The 25,463-nt window shown below is 53.3% G+C and carries 21 protein-coding genes; 9 read left to right on the top strand and 12 right to left on the bottom strand.

Annotated elements, in window-relative coordinates:
* The first annotated feature begins 7 nt into the window (after positions 1–7).
* Genes kdpB through ACFFLD_RS13185 form a run of 4 tightly spaced genes read left to right on the top strand, consistent with a single transcriptional unit; the run spans position 8 to position 6,184 of the window.
* On the top strand, positions 8–2,044 hold the full coding sequence (gene kdpB / locus ACFFLD_RS13200) for a potassium-transporting ATPase subunit KdpB (RefSeq protein ID WP_386041375.1): 2,037 nt from the start codon (positions 8–10) through the stop codon (positions 2,042–2,044).
* Positions 2,045–2,054: 10 nt separating this feature from the next.
* Positions 2,055–2,720 carry a potassium-transporting ATPase subunit KdpC gene (kdpC, locus tag ACFFLD_RS13195; RefSeq protein ID WP_386041373.1) on the top strand — a complete coding sequence of 222 codons (666 nt, stop codon included), beginning with the start codon at positions 2,055–2,057 and terminating at the stop codon, positions 2,718–2,720.
* 4 nt (positions 2,721–2,724) lie between these two features.
* Positions 2,725–5,409, top strand: a complete 2,685-nt coding sequence (locus tag ACFFLD_RS13190; protein ID WP_386041371.1) for an ATP-binding protein — start codon at positions 2,725–2,727, stop codon at positions 5,407–5,409.
* Positions 5,399–6,184, top strand: a complete 786-nt coding sequence (locus ACFFLD_RS13185; protein WP_386041369.1) for a response regulator — start codon at positions 5,399–5,401, stop codon at positions 6,182–6,184. Before ACFFLD_RS13190 ends, ACFFLD_RS13185 begins: the two co-directional genes overlap by 11 nt.
* A gap of 54 nt (positions 6,185–6,238) precedes the next feature.
* Here ACFFLD_RS13185 and ACFFLD_RS13180 read toward each other — a convergent pair whose 3' ends face one another.
* The 3 genes from ACFFLD_RS13180 to ACFFLD_RS13170 form a co-directional block, all read right to left on the bottom strand.
* Positions 6,239–7,726 carry a TrkH family potassium uptake protein gene (locus ACFFLD_RS13180; protein WP_386041367.1) on the bottom strand — a complete coding sequence of 496 codons (1,488 nt, stop codon included), beginning with the start codon at positions 7,724–7,726 and terminating at the stop codon, positions 6,239–6,241.
* Between the two features lie 174 nt (positions 7,727–7,900).
* Positions 7,901–9,271, bottom strand: a complete 1,371-nt coding sequence (locus ACFFLD_RS13175) for a TrkH family potassium uptake protein (RefSeq protein ID WP_386041365.1) — start codon at positions 9,269–9,271, stop codon at positions 7,901–7,903.
* Positions 9,268–9,921, bottom strand: a complete 654-nt coding sequence (locus ACFFLD_RS13170; RefSeq protein ID WP_386041363.1) for a potassium channel family protein — start codon at positions 9,919–9,921, stop codon at positions 9,268–9,270. Before ACFFLD_RS13170 ends, ACFFLD_RS13175 begins: the two co-directional genes overlap by 4 nt.
* A gap of 193 nt (positions 9,922–10,114) precedes the next feature.
* Between ACFFLD_RS13170 and ACFFLD_RS13165 the strand changes: the two genes are divergently transcribed.
* The 5 genes from ACFFLD_RS13165 (at position 10,115) to ACFFLD_RS13145 (ending at position 15,670) form a co-directional block, all read left to right on the top strand.
* Positions 10,115–10,450, top strand: a complete 336-nt coding sequence (locus ACFFLD_RS13165) for a hypothetical protein (protein ID WP_386041361.1) — start codon at positions 10,115–10,117, stop codon at positions 10,448–10,450.
* A gap of 458 nt (positions 10,451–10,908) precedes the next feature.
* Complete coding sequence (zwf, locus tag ACFFLD_RS13160) at positions 10,909–12,414, top strand: glucose-6-phosphate dehydrogenase (RefSeq protein ID WP_386041359.1); 1,506 nt, start codon at positions 10,909–10,911, stop codon at positions 12,412–12,414.
* 1 nt (position 12,415) lies between these two features.
* Complete coding sequence (pgl, locus tag ACFFLD_RS13155; RefSeq protein WP_386041357.1) at positions 12,416–13,081, top strand: 6-phosphogluconolactonase; 666 nt, start codon at positions 12,416–12,418, stop codon at positions 13,079–13,081.
* An 83-nt stretch (positions 13,082–13,164) separates the two neighbouring features.
* On the top strand, positions 13,165–13,827 hold the full coding sequence (locus ACFFLD_RS13150) for a bifunctional 4-hydroxy-2-oxoglutarate aldolase/2-dehydro-3-deoxy-phosphogluconate aldolase (protein ID WP_386041355.1): 663 nt from the start codon (positions 13,165–13,167) through the stop codon (positions 13,825–13,827).
* 247 nt (positions 13,828–14,074) lie between these two features.
* The gene (locus ACFFLD_RS13145) at positions 14,075–15,670 is read left to right on the top strand and encodes a solute:sodium symporter family transporter (RefSeq protein WP_386041353.1); all 1,596 of its coding nucleotides are present in this window, start codon (positions 14,075–14,077) and stop codon (positions 15,668–15,670) included.
* A gap of 144 nt (positions 15,671–15,814) precedes the next feature.
* Here ACFFLD_RS13145 and ACFFLD_RS13140 read toward each other — a convergent pair whose 3' ends face one another.
* The 9 genes from ACFFLD_RS13140 to edd all read right to left on the bottom strand — a co-directional run bounded on the left by ACFFLD_RS13140 (position 15,815) and on the right by edd (position 25,438).
* Complete coding sequence (locus ACFFLD_RS13140) at positions 15,815–16,711, bottom strand: SMP-30/gluconolactonase/LRE family protein (RefSeq protein ID WP_386041351.1); 897 nt, start codon at positions 16,709–16,711, stop codon at positions 15,815–15,817.
* Between the two features lie 14 nt (positions 16,712–16,725).
* Positions 16,726–17,331, bottom strand: a complete 606-nt coding sequence (locus ACFFLD_RS13135) for a 2-dehydro-3-deoxy-6-phosphogalactonate aldolase (protein ID WP_386041349.1) — start codon at positions 17,329–17,331, stop codon at positions 16,726–16,728.
* A 46-nt stretch (positions 17,332–17,377) separates the two neighbouring features.
* On the bottom strand, positions 17,378–18,346 hold the full coding sequence (locus ACFFLD_RS13130) for a 2-dehydro-3-deoxygalactonokinase (protein WP_386041347.1): 969 nt from the start codon (positions 18,344–18,346) through the stop codon (positions 17,378–17,380).
* 29 nt (positions 18,347–18,375) lie between these two features.
* Positions 18,376–19,524: a galactonate dehydratase gene (gene dgoD, locus ACFFLD_RS13125; RefSeq protein ID WP_386041345.1), complete on the bottom strand. Its 1,149-nt coding sequence runs from the start codon at positions 19,522–19,524 to the stop codon at positions 18,376–18,378.
* A gap of 81 nt (positions 19,525–19,605) precedes the next feature.
* Positions 19,606–20,325 (bottom strand): FadR/GntR family transcriptional regulator, encoded by a 720-nt coding sequence (locus tag ACFFLD_RS13120; protein ID WP_386041343.1) that lies wholly within the window; start codon positions 20,323–20,325, stop codon positions 19,606–19,608.
* Positions 20,326–20,531: 206 nt separating this feature from the next.
* Positions 20,532–21,479 carry a carbohydrate kinase family protein gene (locus tag ACFFLD_RS13115; RefSeq protein WP_386041341.1) on the bottom strand — a complete coding sequence of 316 codons (948 nt, stop codon included), beginning with the start codon at positions 21,477–21,479 and terminating at the stop codon, positions 20,532–20,534.
* A gap of 193 nt (positions 21,480–21,672) precedes the next feature.
* Positions 21,673–22,542 (bottom strand): aldo/keto reductase, encoded by an 870-nt coding sequence (locus ACFFLD_RS13110; protein WP_386041339.1) that lies wholly within the window; start codon positions 22,540–22,542, stop codon positions 21,673–21,675.
* Positions 22,543–22,580: 38 nt separating this feature from the next.
* Entirely contained in the window at positions 22,581–23,549 is a 969-nt protein-coding gene (gene glk / locus ACFFLD_RS13105) for a glucokinase (protein ID WP_386041337.1), read from the bottom strand.
* A complete protein-coding gene (edd, locus tag ACFFLD_RS13100) occupies positions 23,546–25,438 on the bottom strand; it encodes a phosphogluconate dehydratase (protein ID WP_386041335.1) in 1,893 nt (630 codons plus the stop codon). Before edd ends, glk begins: the two co-directional genes overlap by 4 nt.
* Positions 25,439–25,463: the final 25 nt, after the last annotated feature.

The following is a 25,463-nucleotide window of genomic DNA, read 5'->3' as shown; positions in this document are numbered from 1 at the left end:
AAAAGAGATGTCACATACAGAGCTTGCTAAACAGCCACATCGATCGTTGCCCACTGGACAAATTTTTATTGGCGCGGTCAAGGGGCTTGCGCCTCATCTGCTGGCACGCAATCCAGTAATGGCGGTGGTCGCGATTGGTACCGTGGTGTGTTTCGGACTAACGCCTATTGCTTTCGCACAGGGCGAGAACGGCGGCTTTGCACTCACCATTGCGTTACTGCTGCTAGCCACCGTCCTGTTTGCGACGGGGGCGGAGTCGCTGGCGGAGTCACGCGGTAAGGCGCATGCGGGGGCGCTGCGCAAAACCAAAGGTGAACTCAGGGCGGCCAAGCTAAACGCCGATGGAACGATCAGCAATGTCACCGCCGACTCACTGCGTAAAGGCGACCGGGTGAAAGTAGTCGCAGGTGAGCTGATTCCGGCAGATGGCGATATTGTAAAAGGTGCCGCGTCGATAAATGAATCGGCAGTGACAGGCGAGTCCGCACCGGTACTGCGTGAAGCAGGCACCGATAACAGCGGCGTCAGCGCCGGTACCAAGGTGCTGTCCGATTACGTGATTATCGCCGTCAGTGCCAATCCTGGTGAATCACTGCTGGATCGCATGATTGCATTGGTAGAGGGTGCCAATCGCCAAAAAACACCTTCTGAACTAGCGCTTTCGGTATTGTTGGCCATGTTAACGCTGGTGTTTTTAATTGTGGTAGTGACGTTGGTGCCTATGGCTGCTTTCGTAGGCGTAGAGACCTCGGCGGTAATGCTGGTAGCACTACTGGTGTGTTTGATTCCCACCACCATTGGGGGTCTTTTGCCCGCCATCGGCATTGCCGGAATGGAGCGTGCCCTACGCGCTAATCTGGTGGCTAAGTCGGGTAAAGCCGTCGAAATTGCCGGTAGCATTGACACGCTGTTGCTGGATAAAACCGGCACCATCACTCTGGGGGATCGCCGCGCGACCGAGTTCGCCCCTTGCCAGCAGGTGCCGCGTCAGCGGCTACGCGATGTGGCCTATCTGACCTCCCTGGAAGATCCCACCCCGGAAGGTAAATCGATTGTGACGCTCGCCACCGAGCTGGGTGTGGATGCGCGCCTTAGCGAGGAAGCCGATGGCGCTACCTTTGAAGCATTCAGCGCTGAAACCCGGCTTTCAGGGGTTGACCTAACCAGCGGTAGAAAACTGCGAAAAGGTGCCCCCAACGCTATTGCCGAGTGGGTGAAGAACCAGGGTGGTGAGGTGCCCAGCGACTATAACCAGGTCATTGAACGTATATCCCGGGATGGCGCCACCCCCATTGCAGTGGCTGAAGGTAAGCAGATTCTCGGCGTGGTGGCGCTGTCTGACGTGATTAAAAGCGGTATCGCAGAGAAGTTTGCCGAGCTACGAGCCATGGGCATCAAGACCGTGATGATCACTGGCGATAATCCCATCACCGCCTCGGCAATAGCTGCCACGGCAGGGGTTGATGATTACATTGCCGAAGCCACTCCAGAGCGTAAGCTGGCGCTGATTCGTGAAGAGCAGGCCAGCGGCCGCCTGGTGGCCATGGTGGGGGACGGCACCAACGATGCCCCGGCGCTGGCTCAAGCCGACCTTGGTCTGGCCATGAATTCAGGCACCCAGGCTGCGCGAGAGGCGGCCAATATGGTGGATCTGGACTCCGACCCCGGCAAGCTGATCAGCGCAGTGGAAATTGGTAAGCAGCTTCTCATTACCCGAGGCGCACTGACCACGTTCTCGCTCGCCAACGATGTGGCCAAGTATTTTGTAATTCTGCCAGCCCTGTTCGCCGCCAGTTTTCCGGCACTAGGCGTGCTTGATGTGATGAACCTGCATTCGCCCACCAGCGCCGTGCTGGCCGCTGTGCTGTTCAACGCCTTGATTATCCCTGCTTTGATTCCTTTCGCTTTACGTGGTGTGTCGGTGAAAGCCGCATCGGCAACGGAGCTGCTGCGCCGTAATTTGCTGATCTACGGTCTCGGTGGGCTGCTGCTACCGTTCCCTGCCATCAAGCTTTTAGACATGCTGATTGCACTGTTTATCTAGGAGGAATGTGATGAATACAAGTATCCAAGAGCCTGTGCTGGGGAATGAAGAAGAACAGCATGTTCAAGTGTTTCAGGCAAAAGCCACGTGGGGTAGTGCGCTGCGCTTTATGGGGGTGATGGCCGTTCTGCTGGGTTTGGTGTATCCGTTAGCCACTACAGCGGTTGGCGGCTGGTTGTTTCCTGAACAGGCGCAAGGCAGCTTGGTCCGCGATGCCGATGGACGCGTGGTGGGGTCGAGCCTGGTATCGCAAGCCTTTGTCAGCGATGTATATTTCATTGGTCGGCCATCAGCGGCGGGTAATGATGCAGGCTCAGCCTCCGGGTCCAATCTGGCACCCAGCAATGTAGCGCTGCGCGAGCGCGCTCAGGCCGATGCTCAAACTATTGCTCAGCGCGAAGGTGTCAGCGTCGATCAGATTCCAGTTGATCTGATCACCGCTTCGGGCTCAGGGGTAGACCCGCATATCTCGTTGTCAGCTGCTGAAATACAGGTCGCAAGAGTAGCGCAGGCGCGTGAAATCGACGAAGCTAGCGTCACTGAACTGGTAGGTCAAGCACTTGAAAATACAGGCTGGCTGGGATCGCCAGTGGTCAATGTACTGCGTTTGAATGTAAGCTTGGATCAACGTTTTCCAGCAGCCACAACCACGTCGTCCGTCATACCTTTGGAGTAGCTAAATGTATTCAGAGGATCACCGGCCTGATCCCAATGCATTGCTTAAAGCCGCGCGTCGAGAGGCGCGCGGCTGTTTGCGTGTATTTTTGGGAGCTGCCCCCGGCGTCGGCAAAACCTACACCATGCTTCGCACTGCCCAGGAAAGGGCAGAAGAGGGCGATGATATTGTGATTGGCGTGGTGGAGTCACACGGGCGTGCCGATACCGAAGCGCTCTGCGAGGGGCTTTCGCGTATTCCATTGATCCCTTTACAGCACCATGACCGAACGTTTTACGAATTTGATATCGATGCGGCCCTAGCGCGGAAACCCACCATTTTGCTGGTAGACGAGTTGGCCCATCGTAATATTCCCGGCAGCCGGCATCCTCGGCGTTATCAGGATATTGAAGAGTTATTGGATGCGGGAATTGATGTGTGGACAACGGTAAACGTCCAGCATCTGGAAAGCCTTAACGACGATGTGGCCAGGATTACCGGTATTCGCATGCGCGAGACCGTTCCTGATGCGCTGTTAGAGCGCGCCCGAAATGTGTCATTGGTGGATTTAACCCCTGAGGAACTGCTCGAACGCTTAAGGCGCGGCAAGGTATATATCCCTGAGCAGGCGCGCGCTGCCATGGAAGGCTACTTTAAAGAATCGAACCTCAATGCGCTGCGCGAGCTTGCTATACAAACCATGGCCGAGCGGGTCGATGCCGATGTAAAAGTGGCGATGGATGCTGGCGGCAGGGAAGGTCCGTGGCCGGTCAGACCCCGCCTTTTGGTCGTCATTAGCGGCAGTGAAGAGGATGTCTCACTGGTACGTTCCGCCCAGCGTATGGCCGAAAAACGACTGGCCGTGTGGCGAGCGGTCTATGTCGATAAAGGCGTGGCTTCAGCCGAACAGCAATTAGCGGTCGAACAAACCTTAAACCTGGTTACCCGGTTGGGTGGTGACTCATTGCGTTTACAGGGGCCTAGCCAGCTGAGTGAAGTGCTGAACTACGCCCGCTCGATTAATGCCACCACCATTGTGGTAAGCCGCGACGCAAAACGGCGTTGGTGGCCGTGGTCTCGACCGCTGGCGCAGCGGTTGATGGCTCACGGCGAAGCGTTTGATATCGTGGTGGTGGCTCAGGGGGCCGTAAAGCAGCGCTTAAGGCAATGGAAACCGTATTGGAGAGCGCGTCCACCTCAGTTTCTTGCCACCACTCTGGCAGTCATCGTGTCCCTTGGCGTAGCTCATTTGTTAGAACCCTGGTTGGAGCTTGCCAACCTGTCTCTGGTGTTTTTAGTAGCTGTATTGTTCAGCGCCGTATGGGCAGGTACCGCCATGGCCATGTTTAGTGCCGTGGCGGGGTTTTTAGCCTTTAACTTTTTTTTTACTGAGCCACGCCTGACGTTTGCCATGGTGGAAAGAGGGCAACTGCTGACGGTTGTATTTTTCTTTCTGGTGGCGCTAGTGGTAGGGCAATTGGCTGGGCGTGGTCGTCAGCGCTTAATCGCTCTACGTGCTAGCCGCGACCAGACCCAGCTACTGCTTCGATACGCCGAACAACTGTCGACGGCGACTGACAGCAGTAGTGTCGCTAAAGTGGGAATTGATACATTAGTACAGTGTTTTGCGGTGCCTGCACTGTTTATTGAAACCGCCGAAACTGCCAGTGAGGTGCGCATTACTTACGCACTACCGGATTCCGGGCATCTGGATATGGCTGCCAAGCAGGCAGCGGTATGGAGCTGGCAGCATCAGAAACCCAGCGGTCAAGGCACTCAAACGTTGAGCCAGCAGGCTTGGCGTTTAATACCACTAGCAGTGCAGAAAGAAAAAGTAGGGATGCTGGCGCTCAAGCTGTCGGAAAGTCCAAAGGCACTCACCCATGAGGGTGAGGCGTTAATCGATACTTTGGTGCGACAGCTGAGTATGGCGTTAGAACGTACTCGCTTAGTGGCTGAATTGAACACGACACGGGTCTCAGAAGAGAACGAGCGACTACGCGCTGCATTACTATCGTCGGTTTCTCATGACTTGCGCACACCTCTATCATCTATTATTGGTGCCACCAGTTCATTGATCGAGTTAAAGCCCCAGCTAAGCGATATCGATCAGCGTGAACTACTTGACGGCATCTTATCCGAAAGCGAACGGCTCAATCGTTACATACAAAACCTGCTGGATATGACCCGGTTAGGACACGGAAAGCTGAAAATCGAGCGTGACTGGGTGTCGTTTGACGACGTGATCAACTCAGCCCTAAAGCGCTTGGGTCAATCGTTAAAGCATGTCGTGGTACGTAAACAATGGCCTGCTACGCTGCCTCTGTTGTACGTTCATCCTGCGCTGGTGGAACAGGCATTGGTTAACGTATTGGATAACGCCCAGCGCTTTTCGCCGCCGGGCGGTGAGCTACTTATCAAGGCCCATCTTATTGAAGGTGAGCCAGCGACGCTGGTGATCACCATAGAAGACCAGGGCCCCGGGATTTCCTCCGAGCTACGCGAACAGGTATTCGATATGTTCTACAGCGGTGGCGACGGCGACCGTAGCGCCCATGGCAGTGGCTTGGGGCTGGCCATTTGTCGGGGCATGATCGGCGCCCATGGCGGCACGATCAATGCTGACACCGGCGAAAGCGGGCGCGGCACGGGCATTATCATTACGCTGCCGCTATTGGGCGCAGACATCAGGAGGGGCGATGAAGAATGAAGGTAACGGGCGCATTTTAATTGTGGATGACGAGCAACAGATTCGCCGTTTTCTTCGCATCAGCTTAGCCTCCCAAGGCTACGGCGTACTGGAGGCAGAGAACGGCGAGCAGGCACTGGCCGCTGTCTACACCCAAGCCCCGGATGTAGTACTGCTCGATCTTGGCCTACCGGATATGGATGGTCAGGAGGTGCTACAGGGCATACGGCATCACAGCGCTGTACCAGTGATCGTGGTGTCCGTGCGGGATCGAGAAGAGGAGAAAGTCCTGGCGTTGGATAATGGTGCCAATGACTATGTCACTAAACCCTTTGGCATCCAGGAACTGCTTGCCCGCATCAGGGCCGTTCAGCGTCAGGCGCAGCAGGCGAGGGGAGAAGTGGCCGCTAGCTACTTTGTTAAACAAGGTCTGGTTAATCAAGGTCTGGTTAATCAGGGGCTGGTTAGTCAGGGGATGGTTAGCCAAGAACTAGTGATCGATCTTGAGTTAAGACAGGTTTCTCTGGGCCAGGAGCGTGTGCATTTAACCCGCAAAGAGTTCGCCGTACTTGCCCGGCTTTGCCGCTATGCCGGACGCGTTGTCACCCAGACCCAGTTACTAAAAGAAGTATGGGGGCCGACCCATGTGGATGACACCCATTACCTGCGCATAGTGGTTAGTCGCTTGCGTCAAAAACTTGGCGATGATCCCCAAACTCCGGTTTTGTTACAGACAGAAGCCGGGGTCGGGTATCGGCTATTGATAGAGCCAGCGCCGAGGCCTGCAATATCTTAGGCTTTGCATGAAAGCTGCCTGCGCTCGCCGATATTTTTAAAACCTTCTTCACCATTAGCGGCGCCAGAACATCGGCGTCATGAGCACCACCACCGTCAAAATCTCCAGGCGGCCCATTAACATACCAATACACAGCAGCCACTTCGCCGCATCCGGTAGTGAGGTAAAGTTGCCAGCTGGGCCAATGGTATCGCCTAGGCCCGGGCCAACGTTCGCCACCGCGGTGGCTGCCCCAGTCAAGGCGGTGACTAAATCTAGCCCGAGGGCTGAAAGGCCAAGCGCCAGCGCCGCAATGGTGATAAAGAAGAAGAATGAAAAGGCCACCACGCTTCTTGAAATATCACTGGTCACCGGCTGGTGATTGTAGCGAGTAGTGAATACGCCATTGGCATGAATTAAATAGCGCAGCTGGTTGCGTAGCATCAGCATGGCGATCTGAAATCTGAAAATCTTCATGCCGCCGCTAGTGGAGCCGCTACAGCCTCCCACAAATGTAAGGTAGAAAAACGCAACGACGGGCAGCGACCCCCACAGTGTATAGTCGTCCGAGGCGTAGCCGGTGGTGGTCACTACGGAAATCACGTTAAAGGTGACGTGGGTAAGCGAAACAAACCAATCATCGCCTTGCAATACACGCCACCCGGTAAGCACCACAATCGCGGCCAGTAGCAGTTTTAAAAGTCCAAGTACCTGCTGATCTTTCCACATCGCACTGCGGGACGTGCGAATAAAACGGATATATAAAACAAATGGCAACGCCCCGCATAGCATAAAAAAGCTGCCTAACCACAACAACCAAGGCTGTTCGGCATAAGCACCAAAGGAGGCATCTGAGTTAGCAAAACCGCCGGTAGCCAGGGATGTCATGCCGTGTACGACGGCATCGAGGGGGAGCATTCCCCCTGCCCAGTAACTCACCATGGCCGCCAATGTCAGCACTACATAAATGCTCAGCGTCGCTTTGGCAATGCCGCCCGTGCGGGGCATTACTTTATCCGACCAGTCGGAAGACTCGGTATGAAAAAGCCGCATACCGCCTACCTTTAGAAACGGTAGGATAGCGATGCCCATCACAATAATGCCAATGCCCCCCATCCATTGCATTAAGCCGCGCCACAGCTTTAATCCGTCGGAGAGGTTTTCAATGCCGACCATCACTGTCGAGCCTGTGGTGGTGATGGCAGAAACGGATTCAAATACGGCATTGGTAATGCTGAGTTGTGGCGCCCCTAAAATGAGCGGCAGGCTCGCAAAACCGGTAATGCTTGCCCAACTGGCAGCGGTAAGCACAAACATCTGCCACGGCTTTAGTTCAAGCGATACCTTTCGGGTAAGTGCCCAAGTGGCAAGGGTCGCGCTGAGTATTATAAGGATGGAAACGCCAAAGGCTGGTGCGTCGGGGTCACTTTCTACCAGCAATACGGTCCACGGAACTGCCATGAAAATGGCAAGCACTAACCACAGTACTGCCATGATTTTAAAAATTTGCGCCCAGTGATGGTAGGCGTCTCGGTAGTAAAGCCTGCTGGGGAAGGGGGTCATATCTCCGCTCTTGAATTGCCTCAATGTTTAGCGTGCTATCTCACCATGGCAATTTCTAAAAGTCTGTAAAATTCTCCTAAAAATCGCTCAAACTCGAAGAAATCATATCTCCTCGTTCAGAGCTACGAGCCATCGTACCAATCGTGGTGATGAATGGTTAAAAAACGGGTAGCCTCACCCTACAGGGAATTCAGTTTTTACGAAGCGCACATGTGATTTATGACGTAGGGTCAGGGTGTAGCCTAATGTTAGGGGGCCTAGACGGCCTATAAGCATGACGGCCATAATGATTAATTGACCAGCAGTGCCAAGGTCTGCTGTTGCACCTCGTGATAATCCAACAGTGCCAAATGCAGAGACCACTTCGAAGGTAATACCCAAAAAGTCATCCTTTACCAAAGTGGTAAGAATAAAAATAGCAATAAAAATGGTCGCCATACCAATTGTCGCTGTCGCTAATGCTTTTAAAAGAGTCTCTCTGCTTAACGAGCGGCCAAAAAAGTTAACGTTCAAGTTCCCTTGTAAGAAAGATTTTGTAGCCGTAATTAGAATGAAAAAAGTGGAAATCTTAATTCCGCTAGCAGTGGAATTGGGCGCCCCGCCAATAAACATGAGTAACAACATCAATACGCTACTAGCGGCGGTTATTGAGCTAATATCTAAAGTGTTAAACCCTGCGGTTCTGGGAGTAACCCCTTGGAACCAGGCGGCGAGTAGCTTGTTCCAACCTCCCTCTAACATTCCGAGCGTATCCGGGTTGTTAAATTCCAAGGCTAAGAATGCTGAAGTAGAAATTATATTTAGGGCTAGCGTGGTTATTAAAATGATTTTTACGTATACCGAGAGACGCGCCCATGACCGCTTTTGCAGTAGCTCCATGACAACTATGTAACCTAGGCCACCGGTAATAAAAAGAAACGTTACGGAAAGCGTAATGCCGGGATGTGATACATAGCTGGATAAGCTATCAGCGGAGAGAGCGAAGCCAGCATTATTAAAAGCGGAAATGGTGTAAAAAAGAGCATTGTATAGTCCTTCAGTCCAACCAAGCTCAGGAATAAAAAAGTAGCCTAGTACAATAAGTCCAATCGCTTCGCTCGTAAGAGCAAATAAAGCGATAGAGCCTCCCGCTCTGCCAGCCGTTTGTAAAGAAACTTCATTGAATGCCTCTTGAGCAACAAGTTGTTGTTTTAAGCGAAATTTGAAACCAAGTGCCAAAGCGGTTAGTACAGCAAAGGTCATCAACCCTAGCCCGCCTAGCTGAATTAGACATAAAATGATCATTTGGCCGAATATCGTAAACTGACTGCCTGTATCAACAACCACCAATCCTGTGACGGTCACGGCTGAAGTTGCTGTAAACGCTGCTTCCATCCATGAAATAGGAGTGACGGTGGAAAACGGCATCATCAAAGTGCATGTGCCGATTAAAATCAATATTAAAAAAGACTGAAGCAATAACAAAGGGGGCTTAATCCGTCTGGTACGCTTCGGGCCTTTGTTTATGGCTATATGTAGGGAGTTATCGTTAAGGCTTGATTTCATAAGTTTCTGACAAGTTTTCTTAAATCCTCAATCCATCCGCCTAGTACAAGTCGATCACCACTGCGGATTTTCCAATTAACATCTGGCTGAGAATGAGCTTCTTGGTTTCGTTTGACTACTAACGCCTCGACCTTAACGTCATCAATAATGTCGCCAATAGTTTTACCAATCAAATCATCTGTAGTGTGGAATTCCACCACAAAATACTCGTCTCCAAGCCCAAGATAATCATGCACCATTGGATAATTTAATTCTTGAGCAAGACGAACACCCATTTCATATTCCGGTGCGATGATACGATTTGAACCGAGACGCTCAAGAATTCTGTGATGCTGAGTTGTTAATGCTTTTGTCCATACCTTGGGTACGCCAAGCTCTTGTAGCTGAAGGGTCGCTAACATAGTGGCTTCGACGTTTCTCCCTATCGCTACGACCGCTGCGTCATAGCTACCTGCATTTATCTCTATCAGTGTATTCTCATTCGTCACGTCGGCGATGACAGCATGGGTAATGTCCTCTGCTAGACGATTGACACGTTCCTCGTCGACATCAATTCCCAATACGTCATGCCCAAGCTGTGTTAACTCGCGAGCAATAGTTGCACCGAAAATGCCTAGTCCAATGATAATAAATTGCTGTTTTTCAATCATAATGAAGCCCGGCTCCACCGCTCTGAGTTATCTTAACTCATATTGTATAGTGGGCACTATTACACAAAAGATGCTTAAGGTTATGTTTAAGAACGTAAAAATAGCGTAAAAATTATAGCTAAATTGATTTTAGAGTTGCTATGTGTGATTAACTACTCCGCTAATAACTCTTTTAAGATAGGATCGTTTAGCGATGAGGCTGCCTAAAACGAATCATGATTTTATTTTCCATATGGTGGTTCTAGCCACTTGGTTGTGTGGGTTGGCAATAGTAAATCAGCAGTCATATGGGCCGATTGTCATTATATTCCCCTATCTTATCCCAGTTGTTTTGGTTACCTGGGGATATGGTATTAAATGGGGTTTTATAACTGCAGCATTCGCAACATTCTCATCTATGCCTTTCACCTATATAGGAGATTACAGTGAAGTAGATATGGTTTATGCCAGCATTGTCACATACGCAAAGTTAACAGGTGCTGCCATTGGCATCTCATTGTCGAGAAGAATTCACAACAATTACATGTAATTCCTTGTTTCCTTCAGTTGCTCCTTATTGACTTAAGCGCTGGATGATGATGGCCAAAGCTTGACAATCTGATGTGAAGCCTCTCTTCACGTCTCGCGCTTGTAAATTAAAACTCTCCTTTGTAATCCGCCAGCAAAGTATGATTCTTTGCCGTTGGCTTGGCCTCAGTCCGAACTCTCTTCGCTGTTCTTCTTATAAATCTTAATTATTACATGGCAAATGGTGTCTATTTCGTTCGTGTTTAGGTGTTCCATTTTTCCTTGGTGGACGTAGCAGCGGTACAGGCAAAGGGCGTAGAGTAATGAAGGTGAATGGCTGCGACATGGCTAAAATATAGAAAAGCCATCAATATGAATTTGTAGTAAAATTACATCCATTATTGCGTATAATGCGTAAAACACGGTAAATTTTAGGTAATCTAACCACTTTGGGTTGCCTAGTTATCAATAGGAGCAACGATGAGCCAGTCCAATGCTTCCCAAGGTGCAGTGCTTGGTGATCCGAATCACGCGATTGATTTGGCGTTATTTGGGGCGCTCGGTGATCTTGCCATGCGCAAGCTATTTCCCGCCTTGTACCATCTAGACCGTGAAGGCTTAATGCCTGAAAGTACCCGCATTATGGGACTGGCTCGCCAAGAACACGATGTGGCGTCATTTCGTCAGTTGGTTAACGAAGCGCTGCATAAACGGCTGAAAAGCAGCGAACAGGATAGTCAGAGCCTGGAGCGTTTTCTCGCTCGTTTGGATTACCTGCAGCTCGATTTCACCAGTGTAGAAGGCTACGACGCTATTCGTCAGTGGCGCCAAGGGTCGCCTCGGCCCATGGTGGTTTATCTTTCCGTGGGTGCGCGTATTTATGGCGATATTTGTCGACATTTAGGTGCGAGCGACAGTTTGGACGATGAAACACGCGTCGTGGTTGAAAAGCCGATTGGCTACGACTTGCACTCTTCCATTGAGATTAATGATGCCATTGGTGAGGTGTTCCCTGAATCGCGCGTTTACCGTATTGACCACTACTTAGGTAAAGAGACGGTCCAGAACCTGATTGCGCTGCGCTTTGCCAATCCCTTGTTTGGAACTCAGTGGAATCAGAACCATATTTCTCATGTGGAAATAACGGTTGCCGAAAAAGTAGGTATCGAAGGTCGCTGGGGCTATTTCGATGAAGCGGGCCAGCTGCGTGACATGGTGCAGAATCACTTGCTCCAGCTACTTTGTTTAATTGCCATGGATCCGCCCTCCAATCTGGACGCAGACGCCATTCGCGATGAGAAGGTCAAGGTGCTCAAAGCCCTGAAACCCTTCGTAGGTGAAGCGCTAGGGCGTGACGTGGTGCGTGGTCAATATATTGCAGGCACCAGTGATGGGCAGTCGGTTCCCGGCTATTTAGACGAGGAAGATGCCAATACCCAAAGCCAGACCGAAACATTTGTCGCCATGAAAACCGAGGTGTCGAACTGGCGTTGGGCAGGGGTGCCCTTCTATTTACGAACCGGCAAACGGATGCCCGAAAAGCTCTCGCAAATTGTGATCCATTTTCGTCAGCAGCCGCATTATATCTTTGATCCAGACCAACGTGGGCTTGCTGCCAATAAGTTGATTATCCGGCTACAGCCGGAAGAGGGCATTGCCCTTCAGGTATTGACCAAAGATAGCGGCCTGGATAAAGGCATGCGCCTGCGCCCCGGCCCGCTGCACCTGGACTTCAATAGCGCCTTTCCCAAATCGCGGATACCGGATGCTTACGAACGGTTGCTATTGGAAGTGATGAAGGGGCAGCAGTATCTGTTTGTGCGGCGCGATGAAATTGAACACGCGTGGCGCTGGTGCGATCAGCTGATCGACGGCTGGAAAAAGCGCGATACTCCGCCACGCCGTTACCCAGCGGGGTCATGGGGGCCCGTCGCTTCCATCGCGATGATTACTCAGGATGGGCGCAGTTGGTACGAGGATTACTAATATGAGCCAGGTACGTCAACAATTGGCCGAGCAGCTTGCCGAAGCAGTGTTTCAAGCGCTCGACGATGATTTGAACCATCAAGAGCGCGCTCTGTTAGTGGTCTCGGGTGGCTCAACGCCAGTGCCGTTTTTTAAAGCACTAGCGGCCAAGCCGCTGGCGTGGGAGCGCATTGATATCACGCTTGCCGATGAACGTTGGGTAGGCGAAGAGAGTAGCGACAGTAATGCCAAGCTGGTGCGAGAACATCTGCTTCAAGGCAGCGCATCAGCGGCCAACTTTATACCGTTAACTTGTGATGCCTCTACTCCTGAAGAGGGTGTCGAGGAAGTTACTCGGAACGCCGCGACACTGGCTTGGCCAGCCAGTGTGGTCATTCTGGGTATGGGAGGCGATGGTCACACCGCATCTCTGTTCCCTGATAGCCAGGAACTAGGGTTGGCGCTCGCCACAGATGAATTGCTCGTGGCGGTGCGCACGCCTAGTCAGCCCCAGCCGCGGATTACCTTTTCAGCTGACCGGCTGCATCAGGCTCGTCGCCATTTTCTGCATATTACCGGTGACGATAAACGCGCTGTATTGGCTAAGGCCCTAGCAGGAGACGATCTTCGTCAACTACCGATTCGTGCCTTTTTAACTTGTCCACTGGCCATTTATTGGGCCCCCTAAGTGCTTGCTAAGTACTTTTTGCTTACTTGCTAAGTACTTGGGGGAGTCGTTTAGCCAATAACAATTTGCTTGGAGATTCACTGATGAGTATTGAAAAACAGTTACCGTCTACGCGTACCGCAGAGCTTGATAGCATCTGCTTAAAAGCCGAAGTCATTCCGGTCATCACGATCGAGCGCCTGGAAGATGCGGTGCCGTTAGGTCGCGCATTGGTGGAGGGCGGCCTCACGGTGCTGGAAATTACCCTGCGCACCGATTGTGCCCTTGACGCCGTAAAACGCATGCGTGAAGCATTACCTGGCGCCAGCATCGGTGTGGGCACCGTGTTGACCCCCGCACAATACCGCCAAGCCGAACAAGTGGGTGCGGATTTTGTCGTCACGCCAGGGGCGACGGAGGCGCTGTATCGCTATGGCATCGAAAGCCCTGTGCCCATGCTGCCAGGTGTATCGACCATTTCTGAGCTAATGACGGGCTGGCAGTATGGTTACCGTCGCTTTAAGTTCTTCCCGGCGGAGTCCAGCGGCGGTGCTAAAGCGATCAAAGCGTTTGGCGCACCCATTCCAGGCGCTCGTTTTTGCCCCACCGGCGGTATTACCGTTGATAATGCCGACGACTATCTCTCGTTACCCAATGTGATGTGCGTTGGCGGCTCCTGGTTAACGCCCAAGGCAATGGTGGAGTCTGAGGATTGGGATGGTATTCGCGAGCTGGCCCGCCAGGCGTCAGAGCGTTTTCATCACTAAATAGCATGCATCTACATGCTTGAGTTGTGAGCTAAACAGGGCCCCAGCGGTGTTTAAAGACATCGTTGGGGTTTTTTTATAGAGCTACTTTTTTCTATTAACTATAATGAATGTTTATGTAAGACCAAAGGTGTATAACAGCCTATATTCAGCTCAACTAAAATAGCGCCACGATTTGTCTGACATTTCGAGATACACGCATTACATAACGTGCGTGCCATATTTAATGATGATGAGGTGAGTCAAAATGCACGCATTGACCCTGGCGTCCTTCCTGTTTTTTACAGGACTTGTCGCCTTTATCACTTGGCGAATCACACGCCGAGATGACCACTCCAGTACCAGCGGTTACTTTCTTGCGGGAAGAACGCTTACCTTCCCGTTGATTGCTGGCTCTTTGCTAATGACCAACCTTTCCACCGAGCAAATGGTGGGCCTGAACGGGGCCGCTTTTTCCGATGGTTTAAGCGTGATGGCCTGGGAGGTAGTTGCAGTGATTGCGCTGGTCGCCCTGGCGCTATTTTTCTTACCACGCTTTTTGAAAAGTGGTATTGCGACGCTGCCACAACTGCTTGAGATACGTTTCGATAAAGATACCCAGCTAATCACCAACGTTATCTTCCTGATCGCCTATGCGGTGATTTTACTGCCGATTATTCTTTATTCAGGTGCCATTGGTCTGCAGGGAATGCTCGATTTACAAGGGTTAACCGGCATCGAGTCTTCCTCCACGCTGCTTTGGTTAACGGTATGGATCGTCGGCATTATTGGCGCCGTGTATGCCTTGTTTGGTGGTCTACGCACGGTCGCAGTTTCCGATACGCTCAACGGGATTGGGTTGTTGATTGGTGGGTTCGTGATCGTCTACTTTGGCCTGCAGGCTGTGAGTGGCGACGCGGGAATTATGGAAGGCTGGAACATCCTTAAAGAAAGTGACCCTGACAAGCTTAATTCGATTGGCGGTGCTGAGCAGCAGGTACCTTTCTTTACGCTGTTTACCGGCGTTTTCCTGATCAACTTATTCTACTGGAGCACCAACCAGCAGATTATCCAGCGTACCTTTGCCGCTAAAAATCTGGCCGAAGGGCAGAAGGGTGTTCTATTGACGGGGCTGTTCAAGTTGCTGGGGCCGCTGTATCTGGTGCTGCCAGGCATCATTGCTTACCACCTTTATGCCGATCAGGGAGTACGTGCCGACGAGGCCTATGGTCACCTGGTCTTTAACGTACTCCCCCCTTATCTCACCGGGTTTTTCGCCGCGGTCATGGTGGGCGCGATCTTGTCGTCATTCAATTCGGCATTGAACAGCACCACCACGATTTTCAGCCTGGGTATCTATAAAGGCGTGCTGAACAAAGAGGCGACTGAAGCGCAGGTGGTCAAATCGGGCAAGGTGTTTGGCTGGATCATGGCCATCATTACCATGATCATCGCGCCGTTGCTGGCAGGCCAGGAAAGCCTGTTTGGTTACCTGCAGAAAATGAACGCGATCTACTTTATTCCGATTTTAGCGGTCGTGCTGGTCGGACTGCTGACCAAGCGCGTGCCCCCCATGGCGGCTAAAATTGCCCTGGTGGGTGGCTGTTTATTAATAGCTGCAGGCTACTTTGTGCCGCCGTTCACGTTACTGCCTCAGGTCATGCATGAGTTCCATTTTGTGGCGATGGTGTTTGTGCTGCTGGTCGTCTCAATGCTGATCATTGGCAAAGTGCGCCCCAGAGAGACCGACTGGATTCAGGAGCACAGTGGCGATGTCGATCTGACTCCGTGGAAGGGCGCAGTACCCGCCGGTATTGTCCTGGTCGTGCTGGTCATTGTGATGTATATCAGTTTTGCAGGTTAAGCTGATACCGTATGAGATAAGCCGTGTCGTTGTGCAAACTGCAGCGACGCGGCAATCTTTTCCTAGCGAGGCGGTGAATAATCCCAAGACTGCTTGCTATGCTCGCAATCATCGAGTGTTAGCCCGGGGAGGAGGGCATTAAGCCTACTTTAATCGCAGTAACGGATCGGCTAAGCCTTTAATTCCAGTCTCGACGACATAAAGCGACCCAGCAGTTGGCTCCTGGGCAAGCTGGTCAGCACTGAACCCCTCTTGCGCCGTCGTGATATAAAGCGTTTTTAGGTCAGGGCCTGCAAAAGCAGAGCAAGAGGGTTGGCTAACCGGCAGCGCGATACGTCCTATCACCTTTCCATCTTGATTAAGCTGTACTACCTGCCCAGCTCCCCACAGGGCGAGCCAGACATGGCCTTGTTCATCGACGACGGCGCCGTCGGGACTGCCTTCACCTTTAGAAAAATCCGCCCAAGGGGTGGGTTCGCCGATAGGGAAGCCTTCCTCGTCCAGCGCCCAGCGCATAACAACGCCCTGTTCGGTATCGGTGAAGTAGGCGACATCACCTTGGGGGGCGAAGCATATGGCATTGGGAATGGTCAGCCCAGTGCGCAGGGTATGGAGCTTGCCTTGATGCAGTCGGTACAGGCTGCCCGCGCCTTTTTCGGCATTTTTACCCATCGTAGAAAGCCATAAGCTGCCATGGCGATCCACCCGAGCATCATTGCTACGCGTGATTGGGTTATCGGTCTCAAAATCGCAAAAAGCCTCAACGTTACCGCTACTGGGATCAAAACGGCACAAGCGATCTTCACCGACTAACAGTAAGCCGCCTAGTTCAAGTGGCGTGGCCAGTGAAACCATATGATCTAACTGATAGTGGCCGCTTTCTCCGCTGGCCGGGGAGAGCCAGTGCAGTCGCTTTTCGATGATGTCGCACCAATATAGGCGCTTATTAATAGCATCCCATTGTGGACCTTCGCCAAGCGTGCAGCGGCTATCAACCGCTAACTCGGCCTGCCATGTTGAAATATTTGTTTCTGGCTTCATTGTTTTAGTTCTCCTTATTGCTCTCCTGCTAACCAAGCATCGACCAGGGCTTGCGCCTGTTTACCTACTTGAGAAGCGCTTTGGCCAGGCTTGTACAGCGCGCTGCCAAGCCCGGCACCGTCGACACCGGCAGCACGCCATTGGGCAAAGTTGCTGATCCCAACGCCGCCCACTGCATATAGCAAGGTGCCTGTTGGAAGCACTGCGCGAACGGCTTTCATGCCTTCTAACCCTACCTGTATTGCCGGAAAGAGTTTAAGCCCTGTAGCGCCAGCATCAAGTGCGTCGAAGGCCTCAGAAGGAGTAACAATGCCCGGCCAGCTCGCCATCCCAAGCCGGTGTGTTTCTTCAATGACCGCTGGCCGACAGTTAGGCGACACGATTAACTGCCCGCCGGCAGCATGCACGTCGCGTACTTGAGCAGGGGTCAACACCGTGCCAGCACCAATCACCGCACGATCACCAAACGCATCCACTAAACGCCGAATGCTCTCCAGCGGATCGGGTGAATTGAGCGGTACTTCAATCTGACTAATTCCTGAGGTCAGCACCGCGTCCGCAATCGCGACGACATCGTCAGGCGATACACCGCGCAAAATACCAATCAGTGGCAGCGTCATAGGTAAACTCTCCTCTTGTAGGGGGCGGCCAACAACCAGTGTCAGCTCAGGCTTTTAGCGCTCGATGAGCAAGGCAAAGACCCGCAAGCACCGCTGTGTCGCCGTCGATGTTACTGGTTTGATAGCCGATCGCATTAAGTGCCAACGTATAGCGCTGGCACAGTGCTTGGTTGCCAATCAGCGTGATGGACTGGTCGTCGGGTTGCTGACGGCAGGCGCTGGAAAGCTCTAGACCGATAGCAAGTCCTGACAGCCTAGCGGCAAGTACGGCGCCGCGTTTAGTTCCGGTCGGCAGGCTGCTATCGAGTAAATCCTGCGCGCGTAGCCCAAATAGACGGCTGCTAAAGGCATGCGGTGCTTTGTATACTTCTTGCACGGCGGCGATGAATATCTCCCTACACGCGACGTCATCTAGCGAATCAACGCTGACTGAGTGCTTGAGCACCGATTGGCTGACCAGCAATTGATAAAGCTCACCGGTGAGGTAGGTGGTAAAGCCGTTCACCGAGCCCGCTTCTAGAAACGCCCACTTGGCATGAGTACCCGGCAGGCAGACGAGCCCGGAAAAATTGTCTTGGTCAGACAACAGGCCGGCTAGCTGAGTCTCTTCGCCGCGCATCACATCAAAATGGCTGGCGCCACTGAGCGTTTGGCTCAAGCCTGGAAGGATATACACACTCAAGTGCTTACCATTCAAAGCAGGCTTTACGGCGCCTTGGCTGAGCTGGTCGAGCGGCGTTGGAACAGGTAGATAAGCAGCTTCCAGCCAGCCCTGGCGAGCGCCCGCCATGCCGCAGACAAGGACCGTTGTCTGGCTGCCGGTGGGTAACCAGTCGCCCACCAGTCGGAGTAGTTCGGCTTCATACTGGTCAGCGGTTAACGCCAACATACCCTTATCGCTACTGGCGTGGGCAATCACCTGGTCATGTTCATCCAGCCCCCAGGCGCGTAAATTGCTGGATCCCCAGTCGACGGCTATCCATGCCAAATGGGGCAGTAACGCTTGTGTACTCATGAGTTAGTTCTCTCGCTTGACCGCATGACTTACCACTCCGCTACTGAGCCATCTTCGTGGCTCCACACGGGGTTGCGCCAGCGATGACCCACCTTGGCGCGCTCTTCAACGAACGCTTCGTCGATCTCGACACCTAATCCAGGGCCTTGGGGAATAGCACAGAAGCCGTCTTCAATGGCCAGCGCCGATTTATCAACCAAGTAGTCGAGTACGTCGTTGCCCTGGTTATAATGAATCCCCATGCTCTGCTCTTGGATAAAGGCGTTATGGCTAACGGCGTCGAGCTGTAAAGAGGCAGCCAAGGTTAACGGTCCAAGTGGGCAGTGAGGCGCCAGGGCAACATCATATGCAGACGCCAAGGTGGCGATTTTAAGGCCTTCACTAATGCCGCCACAGTGGGAAATATCGGGCTGAATAACGTCGATCATGCCATCAGCAAGCAGGTCACGGAACTGAAAGCGCGTGTGCAGCCGCTCCCCGGTCGCCAATGGATAGCCCAGGCCGCCTGCAATATCCTTTAAGCAGGGGAGATGCTCAGGGGCAACCGGCTCCTCCACGAACATGGGATGAAACGGCTCCAGTTCGCGCAGCAGTGCTTTGGCCATCGGCCTATGCACGCGGCCATGAAAGTCGATGCCGATGCCGACATCGGGGCCGACGGCATTACGAGCTTCCGCCACGCGCGCGACGGCATCATCGATTTTGCGATGGGAATCGACGATTTGCATCTCGGGAGTGCCATTCATCTTGAAGGCGGTGAAGCCTTTTTCGACCAGCGCTTTGGCTCCTGCCCCTACTTCGCTGGGGCGATCGCCGCCGGTCCAGGCGTACATGCGCATCTTGTCGCGCACTGCACCGCCCAGCAGTTGGTGGACAGGCACACCCAGATCGCGACCTTTTAAATCCCATAACGCTTGATCAATGCCGGCAATCGCGCTCATAAGAATGGGGCCGCCGCGGTAAAAGCCAGCGCGATACATGATGTTCCAGAGGTGTTCGATACGGTGAGGATCCTGGCCGATTAAATAGTCAGAAAGCTCATGAACGGCGGCTTCAACAGTAGCCGCGCGGCCTTCAATGACTGGCTCACCCCAACCATAGCAGCCCTCATCTGTTTCGATTTTGAGAAACAGCCAGCGTGGGGGTACTTGCCAGGTCTTGAGACGGGTGATTTTCATGTGCGGTCATCCTTTTACTGAGTCATGTAAGTCTGCTGAGATACGTAGGTCTAATGAGTTGCGTCGTTTTGAAATTCGCTATTAGGTGGCGATGCCCAGATCAATGGCAGTGCGACGCAGTACTTCTTTTGCCGCGGTCTCGGCGGCGCCAACATCACGATTGCGTATGGCCTCAAGCACATGGCGATGGCGAGCGAGGCTGTCGTCAAGGGTATTGGTGCGGTGCTGCGAATGATGTATCAAGGCCATGATGGACGGGCGCAGCAAATGGCCCATTTGCCGCCACACTAAATTATGGCTGGCACGATAAGTGGCGTCGTGAAACGCGACGTCGTATTCAGCGTGCTCGTCACGAGACGTAACGTTATCGGCGCTGCTTTCCATTCCTGCAAAAGCGTTCTCTAAACGCTCAATATCTTCGGCCTGAGATGCCTGTGCCGCCAATCCAGCGACCACGGGTTCGGCCGAGTAACGAAACGCGTAAATCGCTTTTATGAGCTGAGGGTCAAGATTATCCAGACCGGTCATCCATCCGCTCATTAACGGGTCAAGCAGGTGCCACTCACCTATGTCGCGTACACGCGTTCCGCGACCTGCGGTTCGCTCCAATAGGCCTGCTGCAGTGAGGCTTGCTAGTGCGTTACGTACCTGGTTGCGGCTAACCGAAAAGTGGCTGCCTATATCCAGCTCGCGGGGAAACGTACTGCCCGGCTGCCAATGCCCTGCCAGCAAGGCCTGGGCGAGTAATCGCGCTAAGTTGTCAGCGCCACCCTGATGAGGGGGCAGGGCGTCCAGCGTCATAGTGGTACCCGTGAAAATTGGTATGCACACGAGTCTATTAAATGTCTGACATTTCCACAAGCAAGCTACTTTAGACATTAGTACAGGTTGAAATTGATGGTGAGGTAGTCAGCCAGGAGGTGAGACATGGCCAGCCGCTACACAAACAAAAAATGGCGCCCTGAATGAGGAGCGCCATGTTGATCCTGCTACGGAATCGCTAGCGTTCAGATAATATCGTCACGGGTAGGCAATGCGGCGTAGGCGCCGGGGCGTGTGACCGCGTGGGCGCCGCAGCGACAGGCCATACTGACAGCGCGATTAAGAAAATCGATATTGGTTTGCCAGTTTTCATTAATGCCGTGGGACGAGAGTTCGGACAGTAACCCACCAATAAAGGCATCTCCTCCGGCGGTGGTATCTACCGCTTCCACCGCCGGTGGGGTAATTCGCAGGTCGATCCCCACGCCCTTGAGCACGACATCATGGGGGCCGTCGGTGATTAGAATGATCTTGACCCCTGCTGCCAGCCGCTCGGCGAGCCAGGCGTCGGCAGGGTGATCGGCGCGTAAGTAGTCGAGCTCCTCCAGTGAAAGCTTGAGCAGCTCGGCGGTGTCCAGCAGTTGCGTCACCAAGGCGGCATCGGCCTCTTTTTCAAGCCACAGATTGTGCCGAAGGTTGGCGTCGACACTTACCAGGCAGCCTGCGCGCTTGGCCATCGCCGCCATCGCTAACGTCACGTCGGCGATTTCTGGGTCGGTTAAGCTATTGCTGCATAGGTGCAAAATGGCGGGGTTTTCAAATACGGCGTGGGGTAGATGCTCAAGCCGATAAAGTAAATCAGCGGCGGGCGGGCGATAAAAATCAAAGGTACGCTCGCCAAGCGCGTCCCGGGAAACAAATGCCAGTGCCGTGCGCGATTGTTGGGTGAAAACGACGCCGCTGGTATCCACGCCATGGCTGTTGAGTTCGCGCACTAGAAAATGCCCAAACGTATCGTCGCCTACCATGCCCAAAAACCGGCTAGGTACCCCCAGGCGGGCACAGGCTACCGCCACATTCGCAGGCGCGCCGCCAGCATAGGGAGTAAAGGTTTCCTGGGTGTCGGTGGTGTCTCCCAAACGACTGGAAAGCATGTCGACCAGGGCTTCCCCAAACGCGATGACGGGTATCATAACGGGTTCCTTATTGTGATTAGGCTCTGTCTGAAAACTGGCTGTGCTCGATCATACGGCGTTAAAAGTCGACTCAAAGTACTCATTTACAACCTGTAAACTCCGTCTTTTCGCCGATTTTGCCTTGTCTGGTCTTCGCTCGCCGACTTTTCGGAAAAAGCCTAGAATTATGGTTGTTTTATACCGTACCGGGTTAGGCCACGCAGTGACCACGGGCCACTTCCAGCAATTCATACCACGCTTCTCTGGATAGCGACGTGGGGCCATTGAGCATGTCGCTGATCCGCTCAGGTTTTACGCTGCCGATAACGGGGACCGGCGAGCGAGGCAGGGTGCGCAGCCATGCCAGCGCGATAGCACTGGGTGAGCCGTTAACGTCAGCCGCCTGTTTTTCCAGGCAGCGACCAACGGCGCCTTGCATTACCTGGCCCCCTGCCAACGGCGACCATGCCAGCGGGGTCTGCCCATCGCTGCATAGCTCATCGAAGCTGCCGTCAAAAAGAGGGCTGGTGTGAGTAATGGAAAGTTCAATTTGATTAGCTCCCAGGCGTTGATGCATGGCGCTTTGTAAACGGCGCCACTGGCTGGGCAAGTGATTGGATACCCCGGCGGTGCCAATTTTGCCGGCTTCAATAGCATCATCCAGCGCGCGGCCGGTCGCTTCGACATCCATCAACAGGTCGGGGCGATGAATCAATAGATGGTCCAGACGTTCGACGTGCAGGCGCGAAAGGGCGCTATCTATCGCGTTGTTTAAATACTCGGGACTGACATTGTAATGCTTGACGGAGCCCGACCCGGGGGCAGGATTATCGTTAGCAATGCTCGCTTTGGTAACGATATTCACCCGCGGGATTAGACTGGGGCGCGCTTTCAGTGCCTTACCAAACAGTGTCTCGCCCTGGCCGTTGCCATAGACATCGGCATGATCAAACCAGTTAAGGCCTTGTTCCAAACGTGCTTCTATCCAATTGGCCAGCTTTTCAGGATCATGCAGGGCGGGGGCTTCGTGCAGGCGCATCATGCCAAGCAGAAAAGGCACATCAAAGGTCGCGGCGGGCATGGCAGGTTCCGTGTTGAGTCTATTGAGGACATTTATTATCAGTAAACTTCTTCGTTATGTAACGCTTCGGCGGCCCCCAGTAGACCCGTCCAGGGAGCGGTGACAACCCAGATGGGGATGTCGGCGTTATAGATATTCATACGGCCTTTATTCGTGAATGCGCTACACAATTCACTGTTCGGCAGCCAATCCAATAGGCGCGGTACGATGCCACCACATAGATAAACGCCCCCGCGGGCGCCCATGGTCAAGGTGGCGTCGCCACATACATCGCCTAATATTTTTAAAAAACGTAGCAGAGCAGCAATGGCTAGTTCATCGCCTTGCTTGGCTGCGTCGGTGACATCAGCCGGGTGGTTCAGTTGGGGAGCTATCCCCGCTAACCTGCAGTGAGCTTGATATAGCTCTAATAGCCCCTGACCACATAAGACCCGCTCGACACTGACCCGCGCGTGGTGCTGCTTGAAAATGTCCACAATGGCGCGCTCGGTATCATCCGTAGGGGCAAAGGTAACGTGGCCACCTTCGGTAGGTAGCGGAATCCAGGCGTGTTGGCCGGGGAATACGCCCGCCACACCCAGGCCGGTGCCAGGTCCAATGATCAGGCGCGTCGCGTGCGCCTGTGATGTGCCTGGCTGTACCTCAACCAGATCTTTTGCCGCTACATGGGGAACACCCAGCGCCTGAGCAGTGAAGTCATTGATGACCTTAAAAAGCGACAGATTTAACGCTTGCTGAACGTCGCTTTTCAAAAAGTCCCAGTGATTGTTGGTCATTTTAACCCGCTCGGCGTGAACGGGGCAGGCAAATGCCAAACATGCCTCTTGAGGGGCGTTTTGCCCAACGGCACCCACACGGTTCAAATAGTCTTGAACCGCTTCCACTACGCCGGGGTAATCGGCACAGGGCAGGTTAATAATATCGTGTGGGGTGACTTCACCTGGGTAAACCAACGCTAATCGAGCGTTGGTTCCACCGATATCGCCAATGAGGGCCGGTAGGCTCATTGATCCTCCTGCTCAATTTTTTCAAGTTCCCGCGCCAGTACGTCCGCCTCAAAACCACCGAATACGCCGGCACCCTCTTCAGCCTTGGCAGCCAAGTGACGGAAGCCACCAAACAGTTCGCGGCCCATACCGAAGTGATTGTGCTCAAGGTTGACCTGGGCGAACGGGCGAGCATCAAGGGTAGCGGCATCCACTAACACGTTAAGTTCGCCGCTATCGGCATCAAGACGCACAATATCGCCATCCTGAAGTTTGGATAACGGACCACGATCCACCGCCTCGGGCGTGACGTGAATGGCTGCCGGCACTTTGCCTGACGCGCCCGACATGCGCCCGTCGGTCACCAGCGCAACTTTAAAACCGCGATCCTGCAGCACGCCCAGGAACGGGGTGAGTTTGTGCAGTTCGGGCATGCCGTTGGCCTTAGGGCCCTGGAAGCGCACCACGACGATGACATCACGATCTAACTGTCCCGATTCAAAGGCGGCTTTAACCTGGTTCTGGTCATCAAACAGCTTAACCGGCGCTTCAATAACACGATGCGCTTGTTTCACAGCCGAGATCTTGATGACGCCGCGGCCAAGGTTGCCATCCAGCACAGTGAGGCCGCCGGTCGGCGAGAAGGGATTGCTAACCGGGCGGAGTACCTCTGAATCATGGCTTTCGGTAGGCCCTTCGCGCCAAACTAGTTTGCCGTCCTCCAGGAAGGGTTCCTGGGTGTAGGCCATCATGTCGGTGCCAAACACAGTGGCAATATCAGCATGAATAAGCCCGGCTTCCAGCAGTTCGCGGATCAAGAGGCTCATGCCGCCAGCTGCCTGGAAGTGGTTTACATCCGCCTGCCCATTGGGGTAGATGCGGGTCATGCTGGGTATTACCGCGGAAAGTTCTGTAAAATCATCCCAGTTAATGGTGATCCCCGCGGCAGCTGCCATGGCGACCAAGTGCAAGGTATGATTAGTAGAACCACCAGAAGCCAGTAGGCCTACCATGGCGTTAACGATGGCCCGCTCATCAATTTGCTTGTAGAACGGACGATAGTTGCCGCTTTGGTCGGTATTGCGGACTGCTTGCTCGGTGGCGTAGCGCGTCAGCGCCTCACGCAGGGGAGTGCCTGGGTTAACAAAGGAAGCGCCGGGTAGATGCAACCCCATCATTTCCATCATCAACTGGTTAGAGTTGGCGGTGCCATAGAAAGTGCAGGTGCCGGGGCTGTGATAAGACTGTGACTCAGCTTCAAGAAGCTCGTCACGACCAGCTTTACCTTCGGCATAAAGCTGACGAACGCGAGCTTTTTCATCATTGGGCAGGCCGGTCGTCATCGGGCCACCGGGAATAAACATTGCCGGTAGGTGACCAAAGCGCGCTGCACCAATGAACAGTCCTGGCACGATTTTATCGCAAATACCGAGATATAACGCCGCATCAAACATGTTATGTGACAGTGCCACCGCGGTCGCCATGGCGATAACATCCCGCGAGAATAGCGAAAGTTCCATGCCCGGCTGGCCCTGGGTAACGCCGTCACACATGGCGGGAACACCACCGGCAAACTGGGCGGTTGACCCCATGCCGCGTGCTGCCTCTTTAATGATAGCGGGGTAGTCTTCAAAAGGACGATGAGCCGACAACATATCGTTATAGGACGATATAATGCCCAGGTTGGCGCTATTGGTTAGCTTGAGCCGGCCTTTATCCGTGGGTACATCGCAACCTGCAAAACCATGCGCCAGGTTACCGCAGGAGAGTTCGCCGCGGTGCACACCTTGTTTATGCTGGTCAGCCATGTGGTCTTCATAAAGCGCACGACGATGCTTGGAGCGCTCACGAATGCGTTGAGTAACCTTGGCTACGGTGGAGTTTAGGGTAGCAGGTGTTGGGCTCGGCATAGGGACCTCTGCTTGATAGAAACGG

Source organism: Vreelandella sulfidaeris (genome assembly GCF_042429665.1).
Classification (GTDB): Bacteria; Pseudomonadota; Gammaproteobacteria; order Pseudomonadales; family Halomonadaceae; genus Vreelandella.
The sequence above is the reverse complement of the archived record's forward strand: the minus strand, read 5'-3'. Positions and strand labels throughout refer to the sequence as shown.